This is a genomic window from Bradyrhizobium sp. T-1, from assembly GCF_053592855.1.
On record NZ_CM132115.1, the window covers coordinates 2,286,466 to 2,305,008 of the forward strand.

Genomic DNA, 18,543 nt, shown 5'->3' on the forward strand with positions numbered 1-18,543 from the left:
GGTGGGGAGGGAGGGGCCGGAATCCGTCCTCTGGCGGGCGGACGACCGGCGGAGCCCTGAAATAGGAATGGCCTTGCCCGGTCGCAATTGGCGAGAGAAAAATCGTCTCAAAACAGGCCCTTAAGTGGCCGGTTTCGGGCAAGTGTTGCGCGATGGTCACGGATTGCGGCTAAGATCGCCATTCACGCGGCTCTTTGTTGCGTCTGCGAGCGCGCCGTGGCTACGATTCCGGCCGATCGCGAAGCGTATGTCCCCAGGGAAACAATCGATGAGACCGAACGGCCGTCACACCGCCGGCGCCAGCCAGTTGTCCACTCTCCGCATCTGGGCGACCTGCCTGCTCCTGCTGTCAGCTGTTGCCATGAGCCCGACCACCGCCAAGGCGGCGCCGAGCCAGGCTGCGGCGACGACGCATGTCTATCTGCTCCGCGGCGTGCTCAATATCTTCTCGCTCGGGCTCGACACGATCGGCGCCCGACTCGAGGCGCAGGGCATCCCGGTGACTGTCGCCAACTTCGTGTCCTGGTCCTCGCTCGCCGATGAAGCCGCGACCGCCTACAAGGCCGGCCGCATCAAGACCATCGTGCTGGTCGGGCATTCCTCCGGCGCAACCGCGCTGCCCGACATGATCGCCAAGCTCAATCAGCTCGGCGTGCCCGTGAAGCTCGCGATCGGGCTCGATTCCGTATTCAAGACCAGGCTGTCGACCGGCGCCGAGCGCTATATCAACATCTATATCGGCGATGGTCCGGGTGAGCCGGTGCGGGCTGCGTCCGGTCTTCGCGGCAAGCTCGACAATGTCGATGTGCGCGGCAGCGGCGTCGGCCACATCACCATCGACAAGAACGACGCGATCCAGCGCCGCGTCATCGCCGAGATCGACGCTGCGATCGCCCGCTCGCGCGGGCCGGCTGGCCCGATCGCCCAGCCAGGCGCGCCGCGGGCTGCGCATTCAGCGGCAGCAACGGCGCCGGCTCGGAACTAGCTGCGGGCTTGGGCGGCGGGGCAGGTTCCGTGCCCCAAATTCCACCCAATCGCTGGTCACTAAGCGCCGCAGGGGAGGCCGTGTGCCTCTCGTGGTGGGACTGCGGGACTTGATGATTGATCCAAGGCGACTTGTGGTGCTGGCAGCTTTTGCGCTGCTCGCCTTGAATCCCGGTCTGGCCGCAGCTTCGCCCGCCAAATCAAAGCCGGCTGCAATCCCCTCTGTCGCGCCGCCGCCTCCTGAGCCGCCCGCCGAACCTCTGCCGCCGCCGAAGATCTACCTGTTCCGCGGCGCCATGGGACCGTTCTTTTCGACCGGCATCGACCGGCTCAGCGAGAAGCTGACCAAGGCCGGCTTCTCGGCCGACGTCTACGAATTCACCTTGTGCCGGCTGATCGGCAACCGCGCCATCGCCAGCTACAAGGAGAGCCCGGCGCCGATCGTGCTGATCGGCCACTCCATGGGCGGGCTGTGCTCGGTCCTCATCTCCGAGATGGCGGCCAAGGAGAACATCCCGATCAGTCTCGTCATCACCATCGACCCCGCGCATGCGACCGACGACGTGCCGCTCAATGTCGAGCGCTTCATCAACATCTTCCTGTCCGACAGCGTGCTCGGTGGCGGCGACGTGGTGGCCGTGCCCGGCTTTCGCGGCCATTACGCGAGCTACGATTTGAAATTGAACAGTCGCGTCACGCACATCAACATCGAGAAGTCGGACGACATCCATCGCCAGATCGTCGACATGGTGACCCAGCTGCCGCGCATCCAGGTGCAGACCCAGGCCGATGCCGTGCCGCTGCGCTATCTCGTGCCCGCCGATACGCTGGTCGAATTGTGGGATAGCGGCGTACGTTTGCCGGTACGTGCCGGAGACACGATGGAGAGCATCGCGGCAACCCATCGCGTGCCGGTCTGGGCGATCCTACAGAGCAACTCGCTGCCGGAGAACGCGACGCTCACTCCGGGCCAGTCGATCATCGTGCCGCGGCATCTGACACCGCCGGAAGCCGCGGCTGCGATGGCGGTGCCGCCGCCGGCGGCACCTTCGGGACGGAAGAAGTAGGTTTCTCTCACACGTTCGAGCCGTGGATCGCGTCGATCACGGCGTCCGTGACTTCCTTTGTCGTGGCCTTGCCGCCGACATCGGGCGTCAGCACGCCGGCGGCGCAGACCTGCTCGACCGCCTTCATCAGGCGAGCGGCGGCATCCTTCTCGCCGAGATGCTCGAGCATCTGCGCCCCGGTCCAGAAGGTTGCGACCGGGTTGGCGATGCCCTTGCCGGTGATGTCGAAGGCCGAGCCGTGGATCGGCTCGAACATCGAGGGGAAGCGGCGCTGCGGATCGATGTTGCCGGTCGGCGCCACGCCGAGGCTGCCGGCGAGTGCGCCGGCGAGGTCGGAGAGAATGTCGGCGTGAAGATTGGTCGCAACGATGGTGTCGAGGCTCTTCGGATGCAGCGTCATGCGCACCGTCATGGCGTCGACCAGCATCTTGTCCCAGGTCACGTCGGGGAATTCGGTCGCAACTTCGGCGGCGATCTCGTCCCACATCACCATGCCGTGGCGCTGCGCGTTCGACTTGGTCACGACGGTGAGGAACTTGCGCGGGCGCGACTGCGCGAGCTGGAACGCGTAGCGCATGATGCGGGTGACACCGACGCGGGTGAAGACCGCGACTTCGGTGCCGACCTCTTCCGGCAGGCCCTTGTGTGCGCGGCCGCCCATGCCGGCATACTCGCCTTCCGAGTTTTCGCGCACGATCACCCAGTCGAGATCGCCGACGCCGACATTGCGCAGCGGTGAGGCCACGCCCGGCAAGATCTTGGTCGGGCGCACATTGGCGTATTGGTCAAAGCCCTGGCAGATCGGCAGGCGCAGGCCCCACAGCGTGATGTGGTCGGGCACGTCAGGTGCGCCGACCGCGCCGAAATAGATCGCGTCGAACTTCTTGAGCTCGGCGAGGCCATCGGCCGGCATCATCACGCCGTGCTTCTTGTAATAGTCCGAGCCCCAGTCGAACGTCTTGACGTTGAAGGCGATGTCGCCGCTGCGCTTGGCCAGCGCCTCCAGCACACGGACGCCGGCCGAGATCACCTCGGGGCCGATGCCGTCGGCGGGAATGGCTGCGATCGAATGGGTGCGCATGGGAGTGCTCCGTTTGAGAGATCAGTGGGATTGCGGGACGGGTTCGACGGGCGCGGTTTTCGCCCGCGACAATAGCAGGGTGAGGGCCGCGGAGAGGACGAGCAGGCCGCAGACGAAATAGAGGCCGCCGACGAAGCTGCCGGTCTGGTCCTTGATCCAGCCGATCATGGCGGGACCGGCGAAGCCGCCGAGATTGCCGATCGAATTGATGGTGGCAATGCCGGCGGCGGCTGCGGGGCCGGACAGGAACAGCGTCGGCATGCTCCACAGCGGCGGCTTTGCCGAGGAGATGCCGATATTGACGAGCGTCAGTGCGACCAGCACGGCGACGACGCCGGATGCAAGGCCGGCATAGGCGAGGCCCACGGCGGCGATCAGGCAGGCCAGCACGACATGCCAGGTGCGCTCGCCGGTACGGTCCGAATGCCTTGCCCACAGCACCATGGCGACGACCGCAGCCGTGGCCGGCAGCGCGTTGAGGAAGCCGACCTGGAGCGACGACAGGCCGAACTGCTTGATGATCTGCGGCGCCCAGACGCCGAGCGTGTAGAGGCCGGCCGAGGTGCCGAAATAGATCAGCGACAGCGCCAGCACGCGCGGATCGGCGAGCCCGCGCCAGATGCTGTGGCTCGCGGTTGCGGCCTTGCGCGTGGTCTCTTCATTCATGGTCTCGACCAGCCAGCGGCGCTCGTCCTCGGCCAGCCATTTCGCCTTCTCGGGGCGGTCGGTGAGGAAGGCCAGCACGACGAAACCGAGCAGCACGGCCGGCAGCGCCTCCAGCACGAACAGCCATTGCCAGCCCTTGAAGCCGAGCAGGCCGTCCATCTCGAGAAGTGCGCCGGAGACCGGCGAGCCCAGCACAGTCGAGAGCGGGGCGGCCGCCATGAACAGTGCAGTCACCGCGGCGCGCTGGCGTGCCGGGAACCAGTAGGAGAGGTAGAGGATGATGCCGGGAAAGAAGCCGGCTTCCGCGACGCCGAGCAGGAAGCGCAGGATGTAGAAGCTGGTCGCGCCCTGCACGAACGCCATCGCCGCCGAGACCAGGCCCCAGGTGATCATCACCCGCGCGATCCAGATCCGCGCGCCGACCTTGTGCAGGATGATGTTGGAGGGCACCTCGAACAGGAAATAGCCCCAGAAGAAGATGCCGGCACCAAAGCCATAGACGGTCGGCGACAGGCCGATGTCCTTGTTCATGGTCAGCGAGGCGAAGCCGATGTTGACGCGGTCGATGAAGGCCACGAAGTACAGCAGCATGATGAAGGGAACGATACGCCAGGTGATCTTGCGCAGCACGCGCGTCTGAATCTCGCTCGCCACTCTCGCCTCCCTCAAGCTCCGGTTTTGGTTTGTGTGGCAGTGAGCCTAGGCGGAGGCGGCAGGCGCACTCAATTGGCGCTGATTTATACAAAAAAATGATATAATCCTCGGAAGGCCGCCGCACGTCATGGCCGGGCTTGACCCACGGCTGTCCGGTTTAGGTTTGAGGAAGACTTAGGCACATCTGCCGCTGATCTTGGACGGTCGGCGGCGGGGCGAGCAAGTTGTCGATACGGCGGCGTTGCATGAGATTAGCGCGAACCAGCCTTGCGAAGACGAGCGGACTTCGAATGGCTTGCTGCGTGGCCTGAGCGAGGCGCAGCAGCAGGAAGGCGATCAAGGCAACGGCAATCTGGATTCGCACGGCGTTTTCTGAGGTGCCAACGAAGCGAGTGATCTTGAGGGTCTGCTTGACCCAGCGGAAGAACAGCTCGATGGCCCAGCGGCGGCGGTAAAGATCGGCGATGTCCTCGGCGCTGGCATCGAGATCGTTCGACAGCAGGCGCAGCACCTTTCCTGTCTCGGTGGTGATGCGCACCTCGCGCACCGCATCCCGCATCGGGTTGCGGCGGCATCTGGCCTGGCGTGCCGGGAGGAAGCCGATGCGATCGGACAGGATGTTGCTGCCCGGGGTGACCGGCAGCTCCTTGACCACATCGATCGGGGTGTTGGATTTGAACCGGCTGACAATGCGGCAGCCGACGGCATCAAGCTCGGCCCACCAGGCATAATCGTAATATCCGAGGTCGAAGACATAGGTCGCACCCGGCGTGATCGGCATCTGATGGGCTGCAGTGATGTCGTTGACGTTAGCAGCACTGACCGCGGCATAGATCGGACGATCGGCGTCGGCATCGTAGATCACGTGCACCTTGGCGCCGCAGACCCCGGACGAGAACCGGGCCCAGCCGGAGCTGTGCTCGTTCAAACGCACACTCGTGGAATCAATTAGATAGGTCGTCTCGGCGAGCTTGCGGCGCAGCCCGCGATGGGCCTGCTTCATCATGACTTCCAGCAGTTCGCCGAACACCGCAACAGGCCGCTTGGCATTGGCATCCGACATCGTCGACCGGCGGACCGGATCCGCGCCCAGATGATAGAGCCGGGCCGCGTGGCTCGAAAGCCCGGTCACGATCTCGCGCAAGCCCGAGGCGCCCGACAGCTGGCCGTAGAGCAGTGCCACAAACTGGCCCTTGGTCGAGAGCCGGCGAACCCGCGCGTCGGCATCATGATCGTCCACAAGCGCCTCGAACCGATGCCACGGCACAAGCTTCAGCAGATCGCGAAATACTGTATTGTGGTGCGGCATGGCGCTGATCTCCATTCGTGTCCCGGAACGCTTGCAGACGTCCAGGATCGAGTAGAATCAACGCCATGCGCTTCGTCCAATAAATTTAAACCGGACAGCCGTGGGCTTGACCCGGCCATCCACGCCTTTTGACCGCGGCGCGAAGCACGTGGATGCCCGGGACAAGCCCGGGCATGACGACCTCATAGAGATCTTTTGCTCCAGGTGAGACGAGGACATAGGATGGAATTGCATCAGCTTCGATGTTTCGTGGCGGCGGCCGAGCAGCTGCATTTCGGCCGCGCCGCGCAGCACCTGCAGATGCTGCCGTCCGCGCTCGGGCGCCAGATCAGGCTCTTGGAAGAGGATCTGGGTACGCGGCTGTTCGCGCGCACCACCCGCGCCGTCTCGCTGACGGAGGACGGCACGACGCTGCTGCGCGACGCCCGCGCCATCCTCGCCCGGGTCGAGGCCGTCGAGAGCAATTTGCGCAATCGCTCGCGCGCAGGCGCTGCGCGGCGGCTGCGGGTCGGCGCCATCGACAGCGCCGCAGCCGGGCTGTTGCCGTCGCTCTTGCGCGACTTTCGCGCCGGGCATCCCGAAGTCGCGGTTCAGTTGCTCGAGGACAAGACGATCCGGCTGCTGCCCAAGATTTTGACGGGTGCGCTTGATCTCGCCTTCGTTCGTCCGCCCGACCGGCCGGACAAGCGGCTGGAGTTTCGGCCTCTGCTTCAGGAAACCGCGATCGTGGCCTTTCCGCAGCGCCACGCACTCGCTGCGCGCAAGTCGATCACGCTGGCAGACATCGCCGACGAGGCGATGCTGGTGCCGGACCGCCGCTCGCGGCCGCACAGCCACGACCTCACCATCCAACTGTTCGAGCAGGCTGGCTTGACGCCGCGCATCGTGCAGGTCGCCGACGAAAAGCAGACGATCATCAATCTGGTGGCAACGAAGCTCGGTGTCGCCATCGTGCCGCGCTGGACCGCGCGGATGGCGGTGACGGGCGTGCGCTTCGTGCCGCTCCGTCCCAAGCAGAGCGGCCCCGTCGGCCGGCTGCCGCTGGCGGCGGCATGGCTGCGCGGCTCGCGCGATCCGGCCCGCGATGCCATGCTGGCGGTGCTGGACGCGCGCCTGCGCAGCTATGCGCGGGAGGCGTGAGCGGTTATGACTTGGGCCCGGCGAGAAGGTGGATGCGATGACTGATCAGAAAGCTTCGAACGAATTGCGGGTGGCCATCGCAGGGCTGGGCTCGATCGGCAGCAAGATCGCAACGGCGCTCGATCAGGGCATCGAAGGATTGAGCTTGTCCGCCGTGGCCGTGCGCGATCCCGTCAAGCACCGGGCGTTCCTCAACGGCCTGCGCCGTCCGCCAAAGATTTTGCCGATCGACCAGCTCGGCGATGCCGCCGACATCGTGGTCGAGTGCGCGCCGAGCAGCCGGCTGCGCGCGATCGTCGAGCCCGCGGTGAAGCGCGGCAAGTCCGCCGTCGTGGTCAGCGTCGGCGGACTGCTCGACAATTTCGATCTGATCGATCTCGCCCGCGCCAAGGGTGGCCGCATCCTCGTGCCAACAGGTGCGCTGATCGGGCTCGATGCCGTCAACGCCGCCGCGGTCGGCACCATTCATTCGGTGAAGATGGTGACGCGCAAGCCGGTCGATGGGCTGAAGGGCGCGCCGTTCATCGTCGAGAATAACATCGACATCGACAATCTGCGCGAGCCGCTCAAGCTGTTCGAGGGTAGCGCGCGCGAGGCGGCGAAGGGTTTTCCGGCGAACGTCAATGTCGCTGTTGCGCTGTCGCTGGCGGGCATCGGGCCCGATCGCACCCAGATGCAGGTCTGGGCCGACCCCACCGTGACGCGCAATGTTCATCGCATCGAGGTCGAAGCGGATTCGGCGCGCTTCTCGATGGGCATCGAGAACATCCCGTCAGAAAATCCAAAGACGGGGATGATCACCGCGCTGTCCGTGATCGCGCTGCTACGCAAGCAGCGCGCCACGCTTTGCGTGGGGACGTAGAGCGGATCGGACTAGAGCGACCGCCCCAAGCGGCGGTCGGCTCCCTCGCCCCGCTTGCGGGGAGAGGCGAAGAATCATCGCTACGCGCCCGTCACGCGCCAGATCACGTTGCCGACGTCGTCGGCCATCAGCAGCGACTTCTTGTCGGGGCCGATCACGACGCCAACCGGGCGACCATAGGATTCCTTCTCGTCGGGGGACAGGAAGCCCGACAGGATGTCGCGGCCGGGGCCGGAGGGTTTTCCGTTCGCGAACGGGATGAACACCAGCTTGTAACCGGACAGCGTGCTGCGATTCCACGAGCCGTGCTGGCCGATCACCATGCCGTCGGGAAAGCCGGGCAGGGTGCCCGCCGGCATCCAGCACAGGCCGAGCGAGGCGGTGTGGCCGCCGAGCGCGTAGTCCGGTTGAATCGCCCTGGCGACCATCGCCGGATCCTGCGGCACACGGTCGTCCACCGTCTTGCCCCAGTAGCAATAGGGCCAGCCGTAGAAGCCGCCGTCGCGCACCGAGGTCAGATAGTCTGGCGGCGTCTCGTCGCCGAGACCGTCGCGCTCGTTGACCACGGTCCAGAGCACGCCGGTCGTCGGCTCCCACGCCAATCCAACCGGATTGCGCAGGCCCGCGCCAAAAATGCGGTGCGTGCCGGCGGCGAGATCGAGCTCGTAGACCGCGGCGCGGCCTTCCTCGACCTCCATGCCCATCTCCGCGATGTTGCTGAGCGAGCCGACGCCGGCATAGAGCTTCTTGCCGTCGGGGCTGGCGAGCAGGCTGCGCGTCCAATGGCCGCTCGGCTTGAAGGTGGTGAGCCGCTTGCCCGGCGCGGTGATGCGATCGGCATTGGCGACGTAAGGAAAGGCCATCACGCCGTCGGTGTTGCCGACATAGAAGGTGTCGCCGACCAGCGCCATGCCGAAGGGCTGGTTGAGGTTTTCCATGAAGACGCCGCGAACCTCGGCAACGCCGTCGCCGTCCTTGTCGCGCAACAGCGTGATGCGGTTGGCCGACACGCCGAGCGCGGCGGCGCGGCGCATCGTCGCCTGCATCGCGTAGTGGAACACGCTGCGCGGGGCACCGGCGATCTGCGTCGCTTCCGCAATCAGCACGTCGCCATTGGGCAGCACCTCGATCCAGCGCGGATGGTCGAGGCCGCCTGCGAACGCATTGACCTTGAGCCCGGGCGCGACCGCCGGCTTCTGGCCCTCGCTCCAGCCGCGTGCGGTCGGCATCTTCAGTGTCGGGATCGCGCCTTGCGGTTTGGCTTCGGGAATGGCGGGCGCCTGGCCCCAGGCCGGTGCCGCCTCGGTGCCCGTGAGCTTCCGCCATTGCAGCGCCATGCCGCCGAGGACTGCGACGAACTGCGCGAAGATGCTGGAAAAAGTCATGAGACGCCCCTGTCGAATCCTGTGGCACTGTCCAACGCCGGATCGCACCGAGCCCCGCGCGGGCTCAGGCCAGATCGTCGACCTCTCCAGATCGACGATGGATGCCGTCGTGCCTTTTGTGCGCGCATCCAACTGGGTCGCGGTAAAAAGGTCAACCTGTGTGGGCTCGGATCGGGCCGTTCACGGCGCAAATGGCAGCACGCCGAATTTGCATGGCAAGAATACGACCGCGCAAGACTCTCAGCGTCGTCCGGGCGAAGGCCGGGACCCACCGCGTGATCTATCGATTGTGGATGGTCGAGGTACCGAACGACGAATCTTCGCCAGACATCGCCCTGTGGTTATGGGTCTCGGCCTTCGCCGGAACGACACCGAGGATGGGGTGGGTTCTTATCTTACCGTGGCGACGTGAACGGGATGATCATCGGCACGCGGCGGCAATAGGCGCCGTAGGCGTCTTCGCCGAGCTCTTTCGACAGGAACACCTCTTCCATCCGGCCCTTCTGCCACATGCCCAGCGAGATCAGGATCGCGCCGAGGATCGTCGTGACGAAGCCGATCGCGACGCCGGTGACGAGCATGCCGAAGATCAGTCCCGTATAGATCGGGTGACGCACGATGCCGTAGGGGCCGGTGTCGATGACGCGGTGATCTTCCTTATGCGTGATGGTGTTGGACCAGAATTTTCCGAGATGCAGCCGGCCCCACCAGGCGAAGGCGATGCCGGCGACCGAGAGGACCGCGGCGATGGTGATGCCGGTGTTGCCGAGCACCCAGAGCGGCTTCCAGCCCAGGATCTCCGCAATCCACGGCGTGTACAGAATGCCGCCGATCAGGATCGGCAGGCGATAGCGCTGCGACTCCAGCGTCATGACCTGCTTCTTGGTCCGCCCCTGCCAGAACGAGGCCCCCACCCAGCTGGCGAGGAAGGCGAGCCAGATCAGGGCCAGGAGTTCGGTCGGCCAGGTCGTGGTCCAGCCGCCCCAGGCGACGGAAAGAAGCTTGCTGAAATCGTAGGACATGCGGAAAGGTTCTTTGGTTTGGGCTGCAGATCAGCTCGCGCGCGACGAGAGCGCGTGATGCTTGATGGCATTGGACGCGGCCTGGCCGCCGCGGGCGAGCAGATGGGTGATGGTTTCGCGCAGCACCGGCTCGATCGGGCGCGGTGCATAGCCGAGTTCGGTGCGCGCCTTGCCGATCGAGAGGTCGCTTGCGGCGAGTGCGATACGCACGCCTTCGGCAGTGCCGTTGGGAGGACGGCGCGTGATGCGATTAGAGATCGATTCGAGCATGATGGCGGAGAGCTCGGCGATCTTGCCGGGAACGACAACCGGATATTGCCGCCGTCCGCTCATCGCCGACATCATCCGCAGGATCTGTCCGAGCCTGACGCAATCGCCGCCGAGGATGTAGCGCTGGCCGATGCGGCCGCGCTCCATCGTCAGCACGAGGCCCATGGCGACATCGCGGACGTCGACGAGGTTGACCAGGAAGTCGAGATGCGGCTGCACCTTCTTCTGGAGGAAGTACCACAGCATCGCCGTCGGCGGCGTCAGGTTATGGTCAGCGGCGCCGATCGGCATGGTCGGCGTGCCAATCACGAGCGGGAAGCCGCCGGCCGCGGCCTTTGCGACGTGATGCTCGGCGAGCGACTTCGAGCGCGTATAGGCGCCGGGCATCGCGTCGGCCGGCTGCAGCGCCTCCTCGGCGGCAACGCCGTTGAGGTTGGAATAGGGGAACAGGATCGATTCCGTCGAGCAGTGCAGAAAGCGCGACACGCCGTGCTTCATTGCTGCTGCGAGCACCACTTCGGTCCCGCGGCAATTCACTTCGTGAAAGTCCTGCTTGTTGGCGACCCACATGCCGGGCAGGCCGGCGAGGTGATAGACCTGATCGACCCCGGCGAGCGCAGCATCGACCGCGGCGCCATCGAGGACGGAGCCTGTCACATAGTCGACGTCGGAACAGGGTGTGGCCGGCGGCCGCACGTCGAGCACGCGCACCCGCTGCTCCCTGCTGCGGAGCGCTTCGACGAGATGATGTCCGATGAAGCCGCTGCCACCGGTAACCAGTGCGAGAGTCATGAAGAAGGTTGCTACTATTCCGCTTCGGGAAGCCTATCGGGTTGAAAGGGAGTTGGTCGGAAGAGGCGCGAGAATCGCGGCAAGGTCACGACGAAAACCCAGTGCAATGAACAATTTTGCCATCACGAACATCGGTCCCAGCAAAAGGTGCGACGGAAACGTGAACAACGAGGCCTCGCGCCCCTCAAAAACCTTGTGGCCGATGGTCTGCGCGGCGAGGCCGAGCACGACCAGGGCGCTGAAAATCGCCCACATCGTCAGGGTGCTGACCTGCGCGGCAATGGTCGATGCGATCGAAAATAATAAAATAGAGACGGCCAGAATCCCGAACCCGAGCGCCACGTCGAGCAGCAGCCAATAGATCAGAACCGGCGTTGCCAGGATCACTGCCAGGCTGATCTCGACACCGAACAGTGGCAGCTTCACCAGTGTCAGCGGCATCACGGCGCCGGTGAACAGCAGGAGGATGCCGACCACATGCATCGCCGTGTTCCGGGGATCGCGATGGTACTCGACATAAACGGCAAGTTGGCGTTGAAAAAAGCCACCCATCTCGGTCTCATGCAGCACAGGGTCGGGTAAGGACGAACAGTGGCTATAGCACCTGATAGAGCAGTGCACAAACCGGCGCTTTTGTCGCGCAGGACCATGCTGTCGCGCCCTGGGACAGGTTACAAAACAATCGGGAGTTCAAAGGGTTCCAACAGCTGCCGGAATGGATGCGCTCAACGCTTCTTGGCGGGCTTTTTCGTCGCAGGCGCAGGTGCTGTTGCGGGATGCGCCGGCGCTTCCTCGGGTACCTTGGCAAAGGTCAGGATTTGCAACTGGCCGTTGATTGCCGAGGTCGGCTTGGCGCGGTCGAGGAACTGCTCCTCGCCTAGCCCGATCGGCTGAAGCCGCTTGGTCGAAATCTTGAAGGTGTTCACCAGCACGTCGCGGATCGCATCCGCCCGGCGCTGGCTCAGGATCGCGTTGGCCTCGCGCGTCTTCTGACTGGACTCGACATGGCCGACGATCAGGAACGTGTAGGGCAGCAGCGAGGCGTGAACCATTGCGTCGGCGATGCGGCCGACGGTCTGGTAGGACTCCGGCTGGATGATCGGCGTGTCGGCGTCGAACTGGATCTGAGCGTTGAAGGCGGGCAGCTTGGCCAGATCAGGCGCGATCGGCGGCCGGTTCACCGGGCCCGGATCATTCTTGATCCTGGCCTTTGCCCGCTCCATCACCTGCTGCTTCAGCGCGGGAATGTCGACCTCGGCGGCCTCCTCGAAATGATTGAGCTTGCCGACGATGTCGTCTCGGGTCGGCGCCGTCTGCGCGCCGGCTGCCCCAGCGAGCAGGGCCAGGCCCAATGCGAGGCCCATTCCGGCGGTGACGTGCCCGGTTGCGCGCGTCATCGATACCCCGCGTCGTCGACGGCCTTCAGGCAGTTGTTGCTGATGCCCTTTGGCGTCGAGATCAGGCAAGGGATCGACTTGCTGGTCTCCTTGGTCGAGCCGCCGCAGACCTTGACGATCTCGCGCTGGCAGGCGTTCGCGACCGCGACGCGGGCGGCGATGCGTTTCTGAATGGCATCGAACGCCGCGAGATAATCCCTCTGGCACTGCTGCGAGAGCACGTCCCGGTTGCGGGACAGACACTCTTTCAGGCGGGTGGAGTCCGGATTGACGCCGCGGCAATTCGCGACGATTTCCGCGCCGCAGCTTTTCGCCAGAAGCCCGATCGAATCGCCAAAGCTCATCGTCTCCGCCGTCGCAAGCGACGGCATCCCCAATGCAAGCACGATCAGTGTGACGAAGCCCCGGACCATGGTTGCATCTGATACGGGGAAGTTCGCCATGGTCAAGGGCTGTTCGGACCAGAACTGTCGAGAGTTGCGCCAGTGCGGCGAACAGTCCTCACTCCTCGGCGGCGTCGCTCGGCGGAAATTCGATCAGGACGGCCGTGTGGTTCCGGATGTCGTCGGCAAACTCCGGATCGGCCTTGAGCTCGTCCAGCGTCCTCGGCGGGGGAAGCTGGCGGCCGTCCTCGATCAGGTCCTGCGCGTAGAACGCGATCGCTTCGGGTGCACTCTCCAGAGCCTCCTCGACGTCGTCGCCGCCGGAGATGCAGCCAGGCAGGTCCGGAAACCACAGGCTGACGTCGTCCGGGCCGGCGTCCTCGATGATGGCGACGTAGTGAGGCATCTTGGGCTCAGGCCCGCTGCACGAAGCTGTCCACGACCTTCTTCTCGCCGGCCTTGTCGAAGGCGATGGTGAGCTTGTTGCCGTCGATCTTGGTGACGCGGCCGTAGCCGAATTTCTGGTGGAAGACGCGGTCGGAGAGCGAGAACTCCGACGTCGTGCCGGTGGATTTGGCGACCAGCTCGCCCTCGATCGTCAGCGGTCCGCGGCGGCGCGAGGAGAAGCTGCCGAAATCGGGGCCGGATGATGAAGTCGACGAGAAGGTCGCGGCCTCTTCCTCGAAGCCGCCGCGACCGTCACCACCACCGCTATTGCGGCCGCCGCCCCGGTTGCGGTTCGCCTGGGCGCGCTGCCAGCCCGGCGTCGAATAGCTCGAGCCGAACGCCTCCATGTCGTCGAAGCGCGAGGCGCCGTAGCCGCCCGTGCCGCCCCAGGCCGAGCCGCCCTTGGATTCGGTGATCTCGACATTCGCCGCCGGCAATTCGTCGAGGAAGCGCGACGGGATCGTGGTCGACCAGGTGCCATGGATCCGGCGGTTGGTCGCGAAATAGATCATGGCACGGCGGCGGGCGCGGGTCAGGCCGACATGGCCGAGCCGGCGCTCTTCCTCGAGGCCCGCGCGGCCCTGTTCGTCCAGCGTACGCTGGCTCGGGAACAGGCCTTCCTCCCAACCGGGCAGGAACACGTTGTCGAATTCGAGACCCTTGGCCGAGTGCAGCGTCATCAGCGACACCGCGTCGTCCTCGGCGCCGCCCTCGCGGTCCATCACCAGCGAGATGTGCTCCAGGAACCCTTGCAGGTTCTCGAACTCCTCCATCGAGCGCACGAGCTCTTTCAGGTTCTCCAGCCGGCCCGCGGCGTCGGCCGAGCGGTCCTTCTGCCACATCTCGGTATAGCCGCTCTCGTCGAGCACGATCTGGGCGAGATCCGTATGCGCGGTGACCTCGCGCTGGGCGCGCCAGCGATCGAACTGGGCGACGACGTCGCGCAGACTTCCGCGCGCCTTCGGCTTCAGCTCGTCGGTCTCGACCACGGCACGCGCGGCCTCGAACAGCGGGATGCGGCGCTTGCGGGCGTGGTCGTGCAGCATCTGTATGGTGGCATCGCCAAGCCCGCGCTTGGGCACGTTGACGATGCGCTCGAAGGCGAGATCGTCGGCGGGAGAGTTGATGACACGCAAATAAGCGAGCGCGTCGCGGATTTCGGCGCGCTCGTAGAAGCGCGGGCCGCCGATGACGCGATAGGGCAGGCCGAGCGTGACGAAACGGTCTTCGAACTCGCGCATCTGGTAGGAGGCGCGCACGAGAATCGCGATCTCGTTGAGCTTCTCGCCCCCGCGCTGGATCTGCTCGATCTCCTCGCCGATGCCGCGGGCTTCCTCTTCCGAGTCCCACGAGCCTGTTACCGTGACCTTCTCGCCGTCGTGGTCTTCGGTGCGCAGCGTCTTGCCGAGCCGGCCTTCGTTGTGCGCGATCAAATGCGAGGCGGCCGCAAGGATGTGGCCGGTCGAACGGTAGTTGCGCTCGAGGCGGATCACCTTGGCACCGGGAAAATCGTGGTCGAAGCGCAGAATGTTGTCGACCTCGGCGCCGCGCCAGCCGTAGATCGACTGGTCGTCGTCGCCGACGCAGCAGATGTTTTTGACATGGGGGGCGGCCATCGGCGCGCTGACCGTTTGCTCCGTCATTCCGGGGCGATGCGCAGCATCGAACCCGGAATCTCGATCGTCGGACTCACTGCTGGATTCCGGGTTCGCGTCTTCGACGTGCCCCGGAATGACGGCCTTGGTCGTCGCCGGTGCCTGCGACAGCAGCCGCAGCCACAGATATTGCGCAACGTTGGTGTCTTGATACTCGTCCACCAGGATGAATTTGAAGCGCTGCTGATACTGCCGCAGGATATCCGGGTGCTCGCGGAAAATGCGGATGTTCTCCAGCAAGAGATCGCCGAAATCGGCGGCGTTCAAGATCTTCAGCCGTTCCTGGTAGCTCGCATAGAGTTTGCCGCCTTTGCCATTGGCAAACATCGCGGCTTCGCCTGACGGCACCTGCGAGGGCATCAGGCCGCGGTTCTTCCAGCCGTCGATCAGGCCGGCCAGCATGCGCGCCGGCCAGCGCTTGTCGTCGATGTTCTCGGCCTGCAGCAGCTGCTTCAACAGACGCACCTGGTCGTCGACATCGAGCACGGTGAAGTTCGACTTGAGCTGTGCCAGCTCGGCATGGAAGCGCAGGATGCGGCCGCCGATGGAGTGGAAGGTGCCGAGCCACGGCATGCCTTCGACCGCGTGGCCCAGCATCTGGCCGAGCCGGTGCTTCATCTCGCGCGCGGCTTTGTTGGTGAAGGTCACTGACAGGATCTCGGCAGGACGGGCGCGGCCCTGGCTCAGGATATGGGCGATGCGCGTGGTCAGCACGCGGGTCTTGCCGGTGCCGGCGCCGGCCAGCACCAGGACCGGGCCGTCCAGCGTCTCCACAGCCTCGCGCTGCTCCGGATTGAGCCCGGTCAGGTATTTCGGGCCCACGGAGGCGCGCGCACGCGCGGCGATGCCGCCGGCGGCGGGCTGGTGGTCGGGGACGCTTGTGATCTTGCTCGGCTCGGTCATGCGAATCATTGGCCCCACGATGGCACCGCGGGGATGCGGAAGGGAGCCTTCATAACAGGGATTGCCGCCTATATGGGGCGGCCGCGAGGGGTTTTCCACGTGCGCGGCGGGCCGATTTGTTCCTCGGCACGGGACGAATTTCCAGCGGCGGCCGGCCGGAACCAATGTTCCGAGCCGGCACTTGTTTCTGCAAGTGAGGCGCCTCAGCCGCGCCGATCGCAGACAGACATCGAAACAGAGGTTTTGACCATGCTGAGCTGGGTTGTGACGTTTCTGATTATCGCGCTGATCGCCGGTATCCTGGGCTTTGGCGGCCTCGCCGGTGCGTCGATCGAAATCGCCAAGATCATCTTCTTCGTCGCGGTCGTTCTGTTCCTGGTTTCGGCCGTGGTCGGCCTCGCCCGCGGCCGCAGGATATAGCGCGACGGATCATGCACTACCGCTTCGAGGGCATCGCCACGCTCCGTCCGATGCCCTCGGGCCGCGGCACGGCGCTGTGCGCCTCTACGACGGCCGCGATGCGCTCGCGAATGTCGGGCGGAAACGCCGCCACCTTGCGCGAGCCCATGTCGATGTGCAGCGACATGTTCTCGGACGTGGCCGAGAGCCAGCCTTCGGTGGCGTGCCGCAGCTCCTGGAACGTGTGCAGGCGCTTGTCGTCGGCTTCCAGCAGCCACACCGAGACCTGCACGGGATCGCCGAGATGGATCTCGCGCAGATAGCGCACATGGCATTCGGCGGTGAAGGTCGAGCCGTTGCGCTCCTTCATATATCCCGGCCCGATCCCAAGCTGCAGCCACATCTGGTCGATCGCCCGGTCGAACATCACGTTGTAATAGGCCATGTTGAGATGGCCGTTATAGTCGATCCATTGCGGCTCGATCTGCATGATCGAGGCGCGGAACGGCTCTGCCTCGGGCGCGTGAGCGGCAGTCTCCGGCATGTGTCCTTCCCCAGCTATGCGTCCGGTCGCTTGACTTGACCGGTGAGATGTCCTTTGCCACGGTTTCTTCTGTCGGGAGGAATGTCCGTGGGTACGACCATCACCAATAATCCGCCGCGGGTCGAGCCGAAAGCCCTCGCAAGCGCGCTGGAGCAGCTTGCCGCACGTTTCGGCAACCGCCTCGTCACCTCGCAGGCCGTCCGCGAGCAGCACGGCCACACCACGACATGGATCGTCAACCAGCCGCCCGACGGCGTGGTGATGGCGCAGGAGACCGCCGACATCCAGGACGTGGTGCGCATCTGCGCGAAGAACGGCGTGCCCGTCATTCCCTTCGGCACCGGCACCTCGCTCGAGGGCCAGGTCAACGCGCCGGCCGGTGGCATCTGCATCGACCTGCGCGACATGAACAAGGTGCTCGCGGTGCATGCCGAGGATCTCGACTGCGTGATCCAGCCCGGCGTCACCCGCAAGGCGCTCAACGAGCACTTACGCGACCAGGGCCTGTTCTTCCCGATCGATCCCGGTGCGGACGCCTCGCTCGGCGGTATGGCCTCGACGCGCGCCTCCGGCACCAACGCGGTGCGCTACGGCACCATGCGCGACAGCGTGCTGGCGCTGAAAGTCGTGCGCGGCGACGGCGAGATCATCACGACCGGCACGCGCGCCAAGAAATCATCCGCCGGTTATGACCTGACGCATCTGTTCGTCGGCGCCGAGGGTACGCTCGGCGTCATCTCGGAGCTGACCATCCGTCTGCGCGGCATTCCCGAGACGATCGCGGCAGCGGCGGTGTCGTTCGAGACCGTGCATGGGGCGTGTCAGGCCGTCATCCTGGCGATCCAGACCGGCATTCCCGTGGCGCGCATCGAACTGCTCAATGCCGCGCAGGTGAAGGCCTGCAATTCCTATTCGAAGCTGACGCTGCCGGAGACGCCGCTGTTGCTGCTGGAATTCCACGGCAGCGAGATCGAGGTCGATGCGCAGTCGAAGGCGTTCGGCGAGATTGCGAAAGAATGCGGCGGCGGCGATTTCTCCTGGACCACCAAGCCCGAGGATCGCACGAAGCTGTGGCAGGCGCGGCACGATGCGTACTGGTCCGTCAAGGCGCTGCGGCCCGGCGACAGCATCGGCGTGGTCGCAACCGACGTCTGCGTGCCGATCTCGCGGCTTGCCGATTGCGTCAGCGAGACCGAGGAAGATCTCAAGCGCCTCAATTTGTTGTCGCCGATCGTCGGCCATGTCGGCGACGGCAATTTCCACTGCTCGCTGGTGTGCGACACCAACGATGCGGCCGAGATGGCGCGCGGCGAGGAGTTCATGCATCGCCTGGTCGAGCGCGCGCAGGCGATGGACGGCACCTGCACCGGCGAGCACGGCATCGGCCAGGGCAAGCAGAAATATCTCAAGGCCGAGCTCGGCCCCGAGGCGCTGGACGCGATGCGCGCGCTGAAAAAGGCGCTCGATCCACAAAACATCTTCAACCCCGGCAAGATCGTGCCGGAGGCGTAGCGCGCCTGCTGCGTCGCGGTTGCGGAACTTTCGGCCCCCCGGCCGGTTCCAATTCCCGTCAACTTCCGATG

At 65.2% G+C, this 18,543-nt stretch carries 18 protein-coding genes; 6 read left to right on the forward strand and 12 right to left on the reverse strand.

Annotation, left to right across the window (positions count from 1 at the left end; genetic code table 11):
• Positions 1-268: 268 nt before the first annotated feature.
• Both ACWAT4_RS10995 and ACWAT4_RS11000 read left to right on the forward strand, forming a co-directional pair.
• A complete protein-coding gene (locus tag ACWAT4_RS10995; protein ID WP_212447568.1) occupies positions 269-985 on the forward strand; it encodes a hypothetical protein in 717 nt (238 codons plus the stop codon).
• A gap of 112 nt (positions 986-1,097) precedes the next feature.
• On the forward strand, positions 1,098-2,051 hold the full coding sequence (locus ACWAT4_RS11000) for a LysM domain-containing protein (RefSeq protein ID WP_212447569.1): 954 nt from the start codon (positions 1,098-1,100) through the stop codon (positions 2,049-2,051).
• A gap of 7 nt (positions 2,052-2,058) precedes the next feature.
• Here ACWAT4_RS11000 and ACWAT4_RS11005 read toward each other — a convergent pair whose 3' ends face one another.
• The 3 genes from ACWAT4_RS11005 to ACWAT4_RS11015 all read right to left on the reverse strand — a co-directional run bounded on the left by ACWAT4_RS11005 (position 2,059) and on the right by ACWAT4_RS11015 (position 5,761).
• A complete protein-coding gene (locus ACWAT4_RS11005; protein ID WP_212298879.1) occupies positions 2,059-3,132 on the reverse strand; it encodes a tartrate dehydrogenase in 1,074 nt (357 codons plus the stop codon).
• A 21-nt stretch (positions 3,133-3,153) separates the two neighbouring features.
• On the reverse strand, positions 3,154-4,452 hold the full coding sequence (locus ACWAT4_RS11010) for an MFS transporter (RefSeq protein ID WP_212447570.1): 1,299 nt from the start codon (positions 4,450-4,452) through the stop codon (positions 3,154-3,156).
• Between the two features lie 157 nt (positions 4,453-4,609).
• Positions 4,610-5,761: an IS4 family transposase gene (locus ACWAT4_RS11015; RefSeq protein ID WP_449730529.1), complete on the reverse strand. Its 1,152-nt coding sequence runs from the start codon at positions 5,759-5,761 to the stop codon at positions 4,610-4,612.
• A 222-nt stretch (positions 5,762-5,983) separates the two neighbouring features.
• Between ACWAT4_RS11015 and ACWAT4_RS11020 the strand changes: the two genes are divergently transcribed.
• Both ACWAT4_RS11020 and ACWAT4_RS11025 read left to right on the forward strand, forming a co-directional pair.
• Complete coding sequence (locus ACWAT4_RS11020) at positions 5,984-6,901, forward strand: LysR family transcriptional regulator (protein ID WP_212444722.1); 918 nt, start codon at positions 5,984-5,986, stop codon at positions 6,899-6,901.
• 37 nt (positions 6,902-6,938) lie between these two features.
• Entirely contained in the window at positions 6,939-7,763 is an 825-nt protein-coding gene (locus tag ACWAT4_RS11025) for an aspartate dehydrogenase (RefSeq protein WP_212425386.1), read from the forward strand.
• A gap of 80 nt (positions 7,764-7,843) precedes the next feature.
• Here the strand turns inward: ACWAT4_RS11025 and ACWAT4_RS11030 are convergent, their stop codons facing one another.
• The 8 genes from ACWAT4_RS11030 to ACWAT4_RS11065 all read right to left on the reverse strand — a co-directional run bounded on the left by ACWAT4_RS11030 (position 7,844) and on the right by ACWAT4_RS11065 (position 16,026).
• Entirely contained in the window at positions 7,844-9,148 is a 1,305-nt protein-coding gene (locus tag ACWAT4_RS11030) for a PQQ-dependent sugar dehydrogenase (protein WP_212444720.1), read from the reverse strand.
• Positions 9,149-9,543: 395 nt separating this feature from the next.
• Complete coding sequence (locus ACWAT4_RS11035) at positions 9,544-10,170, reverse strand: methyltransferase family protein (RefSeq protein WP_212444719.1); 627 nt, start codon at positions 10,168-10,170, stop codon at positions 9,544-9,546.
• A 30-nt stretch (positions 10,171-10,200) separates the two neighbouring features.
• Positions 10,201-11,232 carry an NAD-dependent epimerase/dehydratase family protein gene (locus tag ACWAT4_RS11040; protein WP_449730530.1) on the reverse strand — a complete coding sequence of 344 codons (1,032 nt, stop codon included), beginning with the start codon at positions 11,230-11,232 and terminating at the stop codon, positions 10,201-10,203.
• Positions 11,233-11,265: 33 nt separating this feature from the next.
• Complete coding sequence (locus ACWAT4_RS11045; protein WP_212298872.1) at positions 11,266-11,784, reverse strand: Mpo1 family 2-hydroxy fatty acid dioxygenase; 519 nt, start codon at positions 11,782-11,784, stop codon at positions 11,266-11,268.
• 173 nt (positions 11,785-11,957) lie between these two features.
• On the reverse strand, positions 11,958-12,629 hold the full coding sequence (locus ACWAT4_RS11050) for an OmpA family protein (protein WP_449730531.1): 672 nt from the start codon (positions 12,627-12,629) through the stop codon (positions 11,958-11,960).
• Positions 12,626-13,042 (reverse strand): hypothetical protein, encoded by a 417-nt coding sequence (locus tag ACWAT4_RS11055; protein ID WP_212444750.1) that lies wholly within the window; start codon positions 13,040-13,042, stop codon positions 12,626-12,628. The genes ACWAT4_RS11050 and ACWAT4_RS11055 overlap by 4 nt, the downstream gene beginning before the upstream one ends.
• Positions 13,043-13,130: 88 nt before the next feature.
• A complete protein-coding gene (locus ACWAT4_RS11060; RefSeq protein ID WP_212298870.1) occupies positions 13,131-13,418 on the reverse strand; it encodes a type II toxin-antitoxin system HicB family antitoxin in 288 nt (95 codons plus the stop codon).
• 7 nt (positions 13,419-13,425) lie between these two features.
• Positions 13,426-16,026, reverse strand: a complete 2,601-nt coding sequence (locus ACWAT4_RS11065) for an ATP-dependent helicase (protein WP_449730532.1) — start codon at positions 16,024-16,026, stop codon at positions 13,426-13,428.
• Positions 16,027-16,266: 240 nt separating this feature from the next.
• Between ACWAT4_RS11065 and ACWAT4_RS11070 the strand changes: the two genes are divergently transcribed.
• Complete coding sequence (locus tag ACWAT4_RS11070; RefSeq protein WP_128950323.1) at positions 16,267-16,437, forward strand: DUF1328 domain-containing protein; 171 nt, start codon at positions 16,267-16,269, stop codon at positions 16,435-16,437.
• A gap of 16 nt (positions 16,438-16,453) precedes the next feature.
• On the opposite strand, the gene ACWAT4_RS11075 is transcribed toward ACWAT4_RS11070, so the two are convergent.
• Positions 16,454-16,960 (reverse strand): thioesterase family protein, encoded by a 507-nt coding sequence (locus tag ACWAT4_RS11075; RefSeq protein WP_212298868.1) that lies wholly within the window; start codon positions 16,958-16,960, stop codon positions 16,454-16,456.
• Between the two features lie 87 nt (positions 16,961-17,047).
• Here ACWAT4_RS11075 and ACWAT4_RS11080 point away from each other — a divergent pair, with 87 nt between their 5' ends.
• Entirely contained in the window at positions 17,048-18,472 is a 1,425-nt protein-coding gene (locus ACWAT4_RS11080) for an FAD-binding oxidoreductase (protein WP_212298867.1), read from the forward strand.
• Positions 18,473-18,543 lie beyond the last annotated feature (71 nt).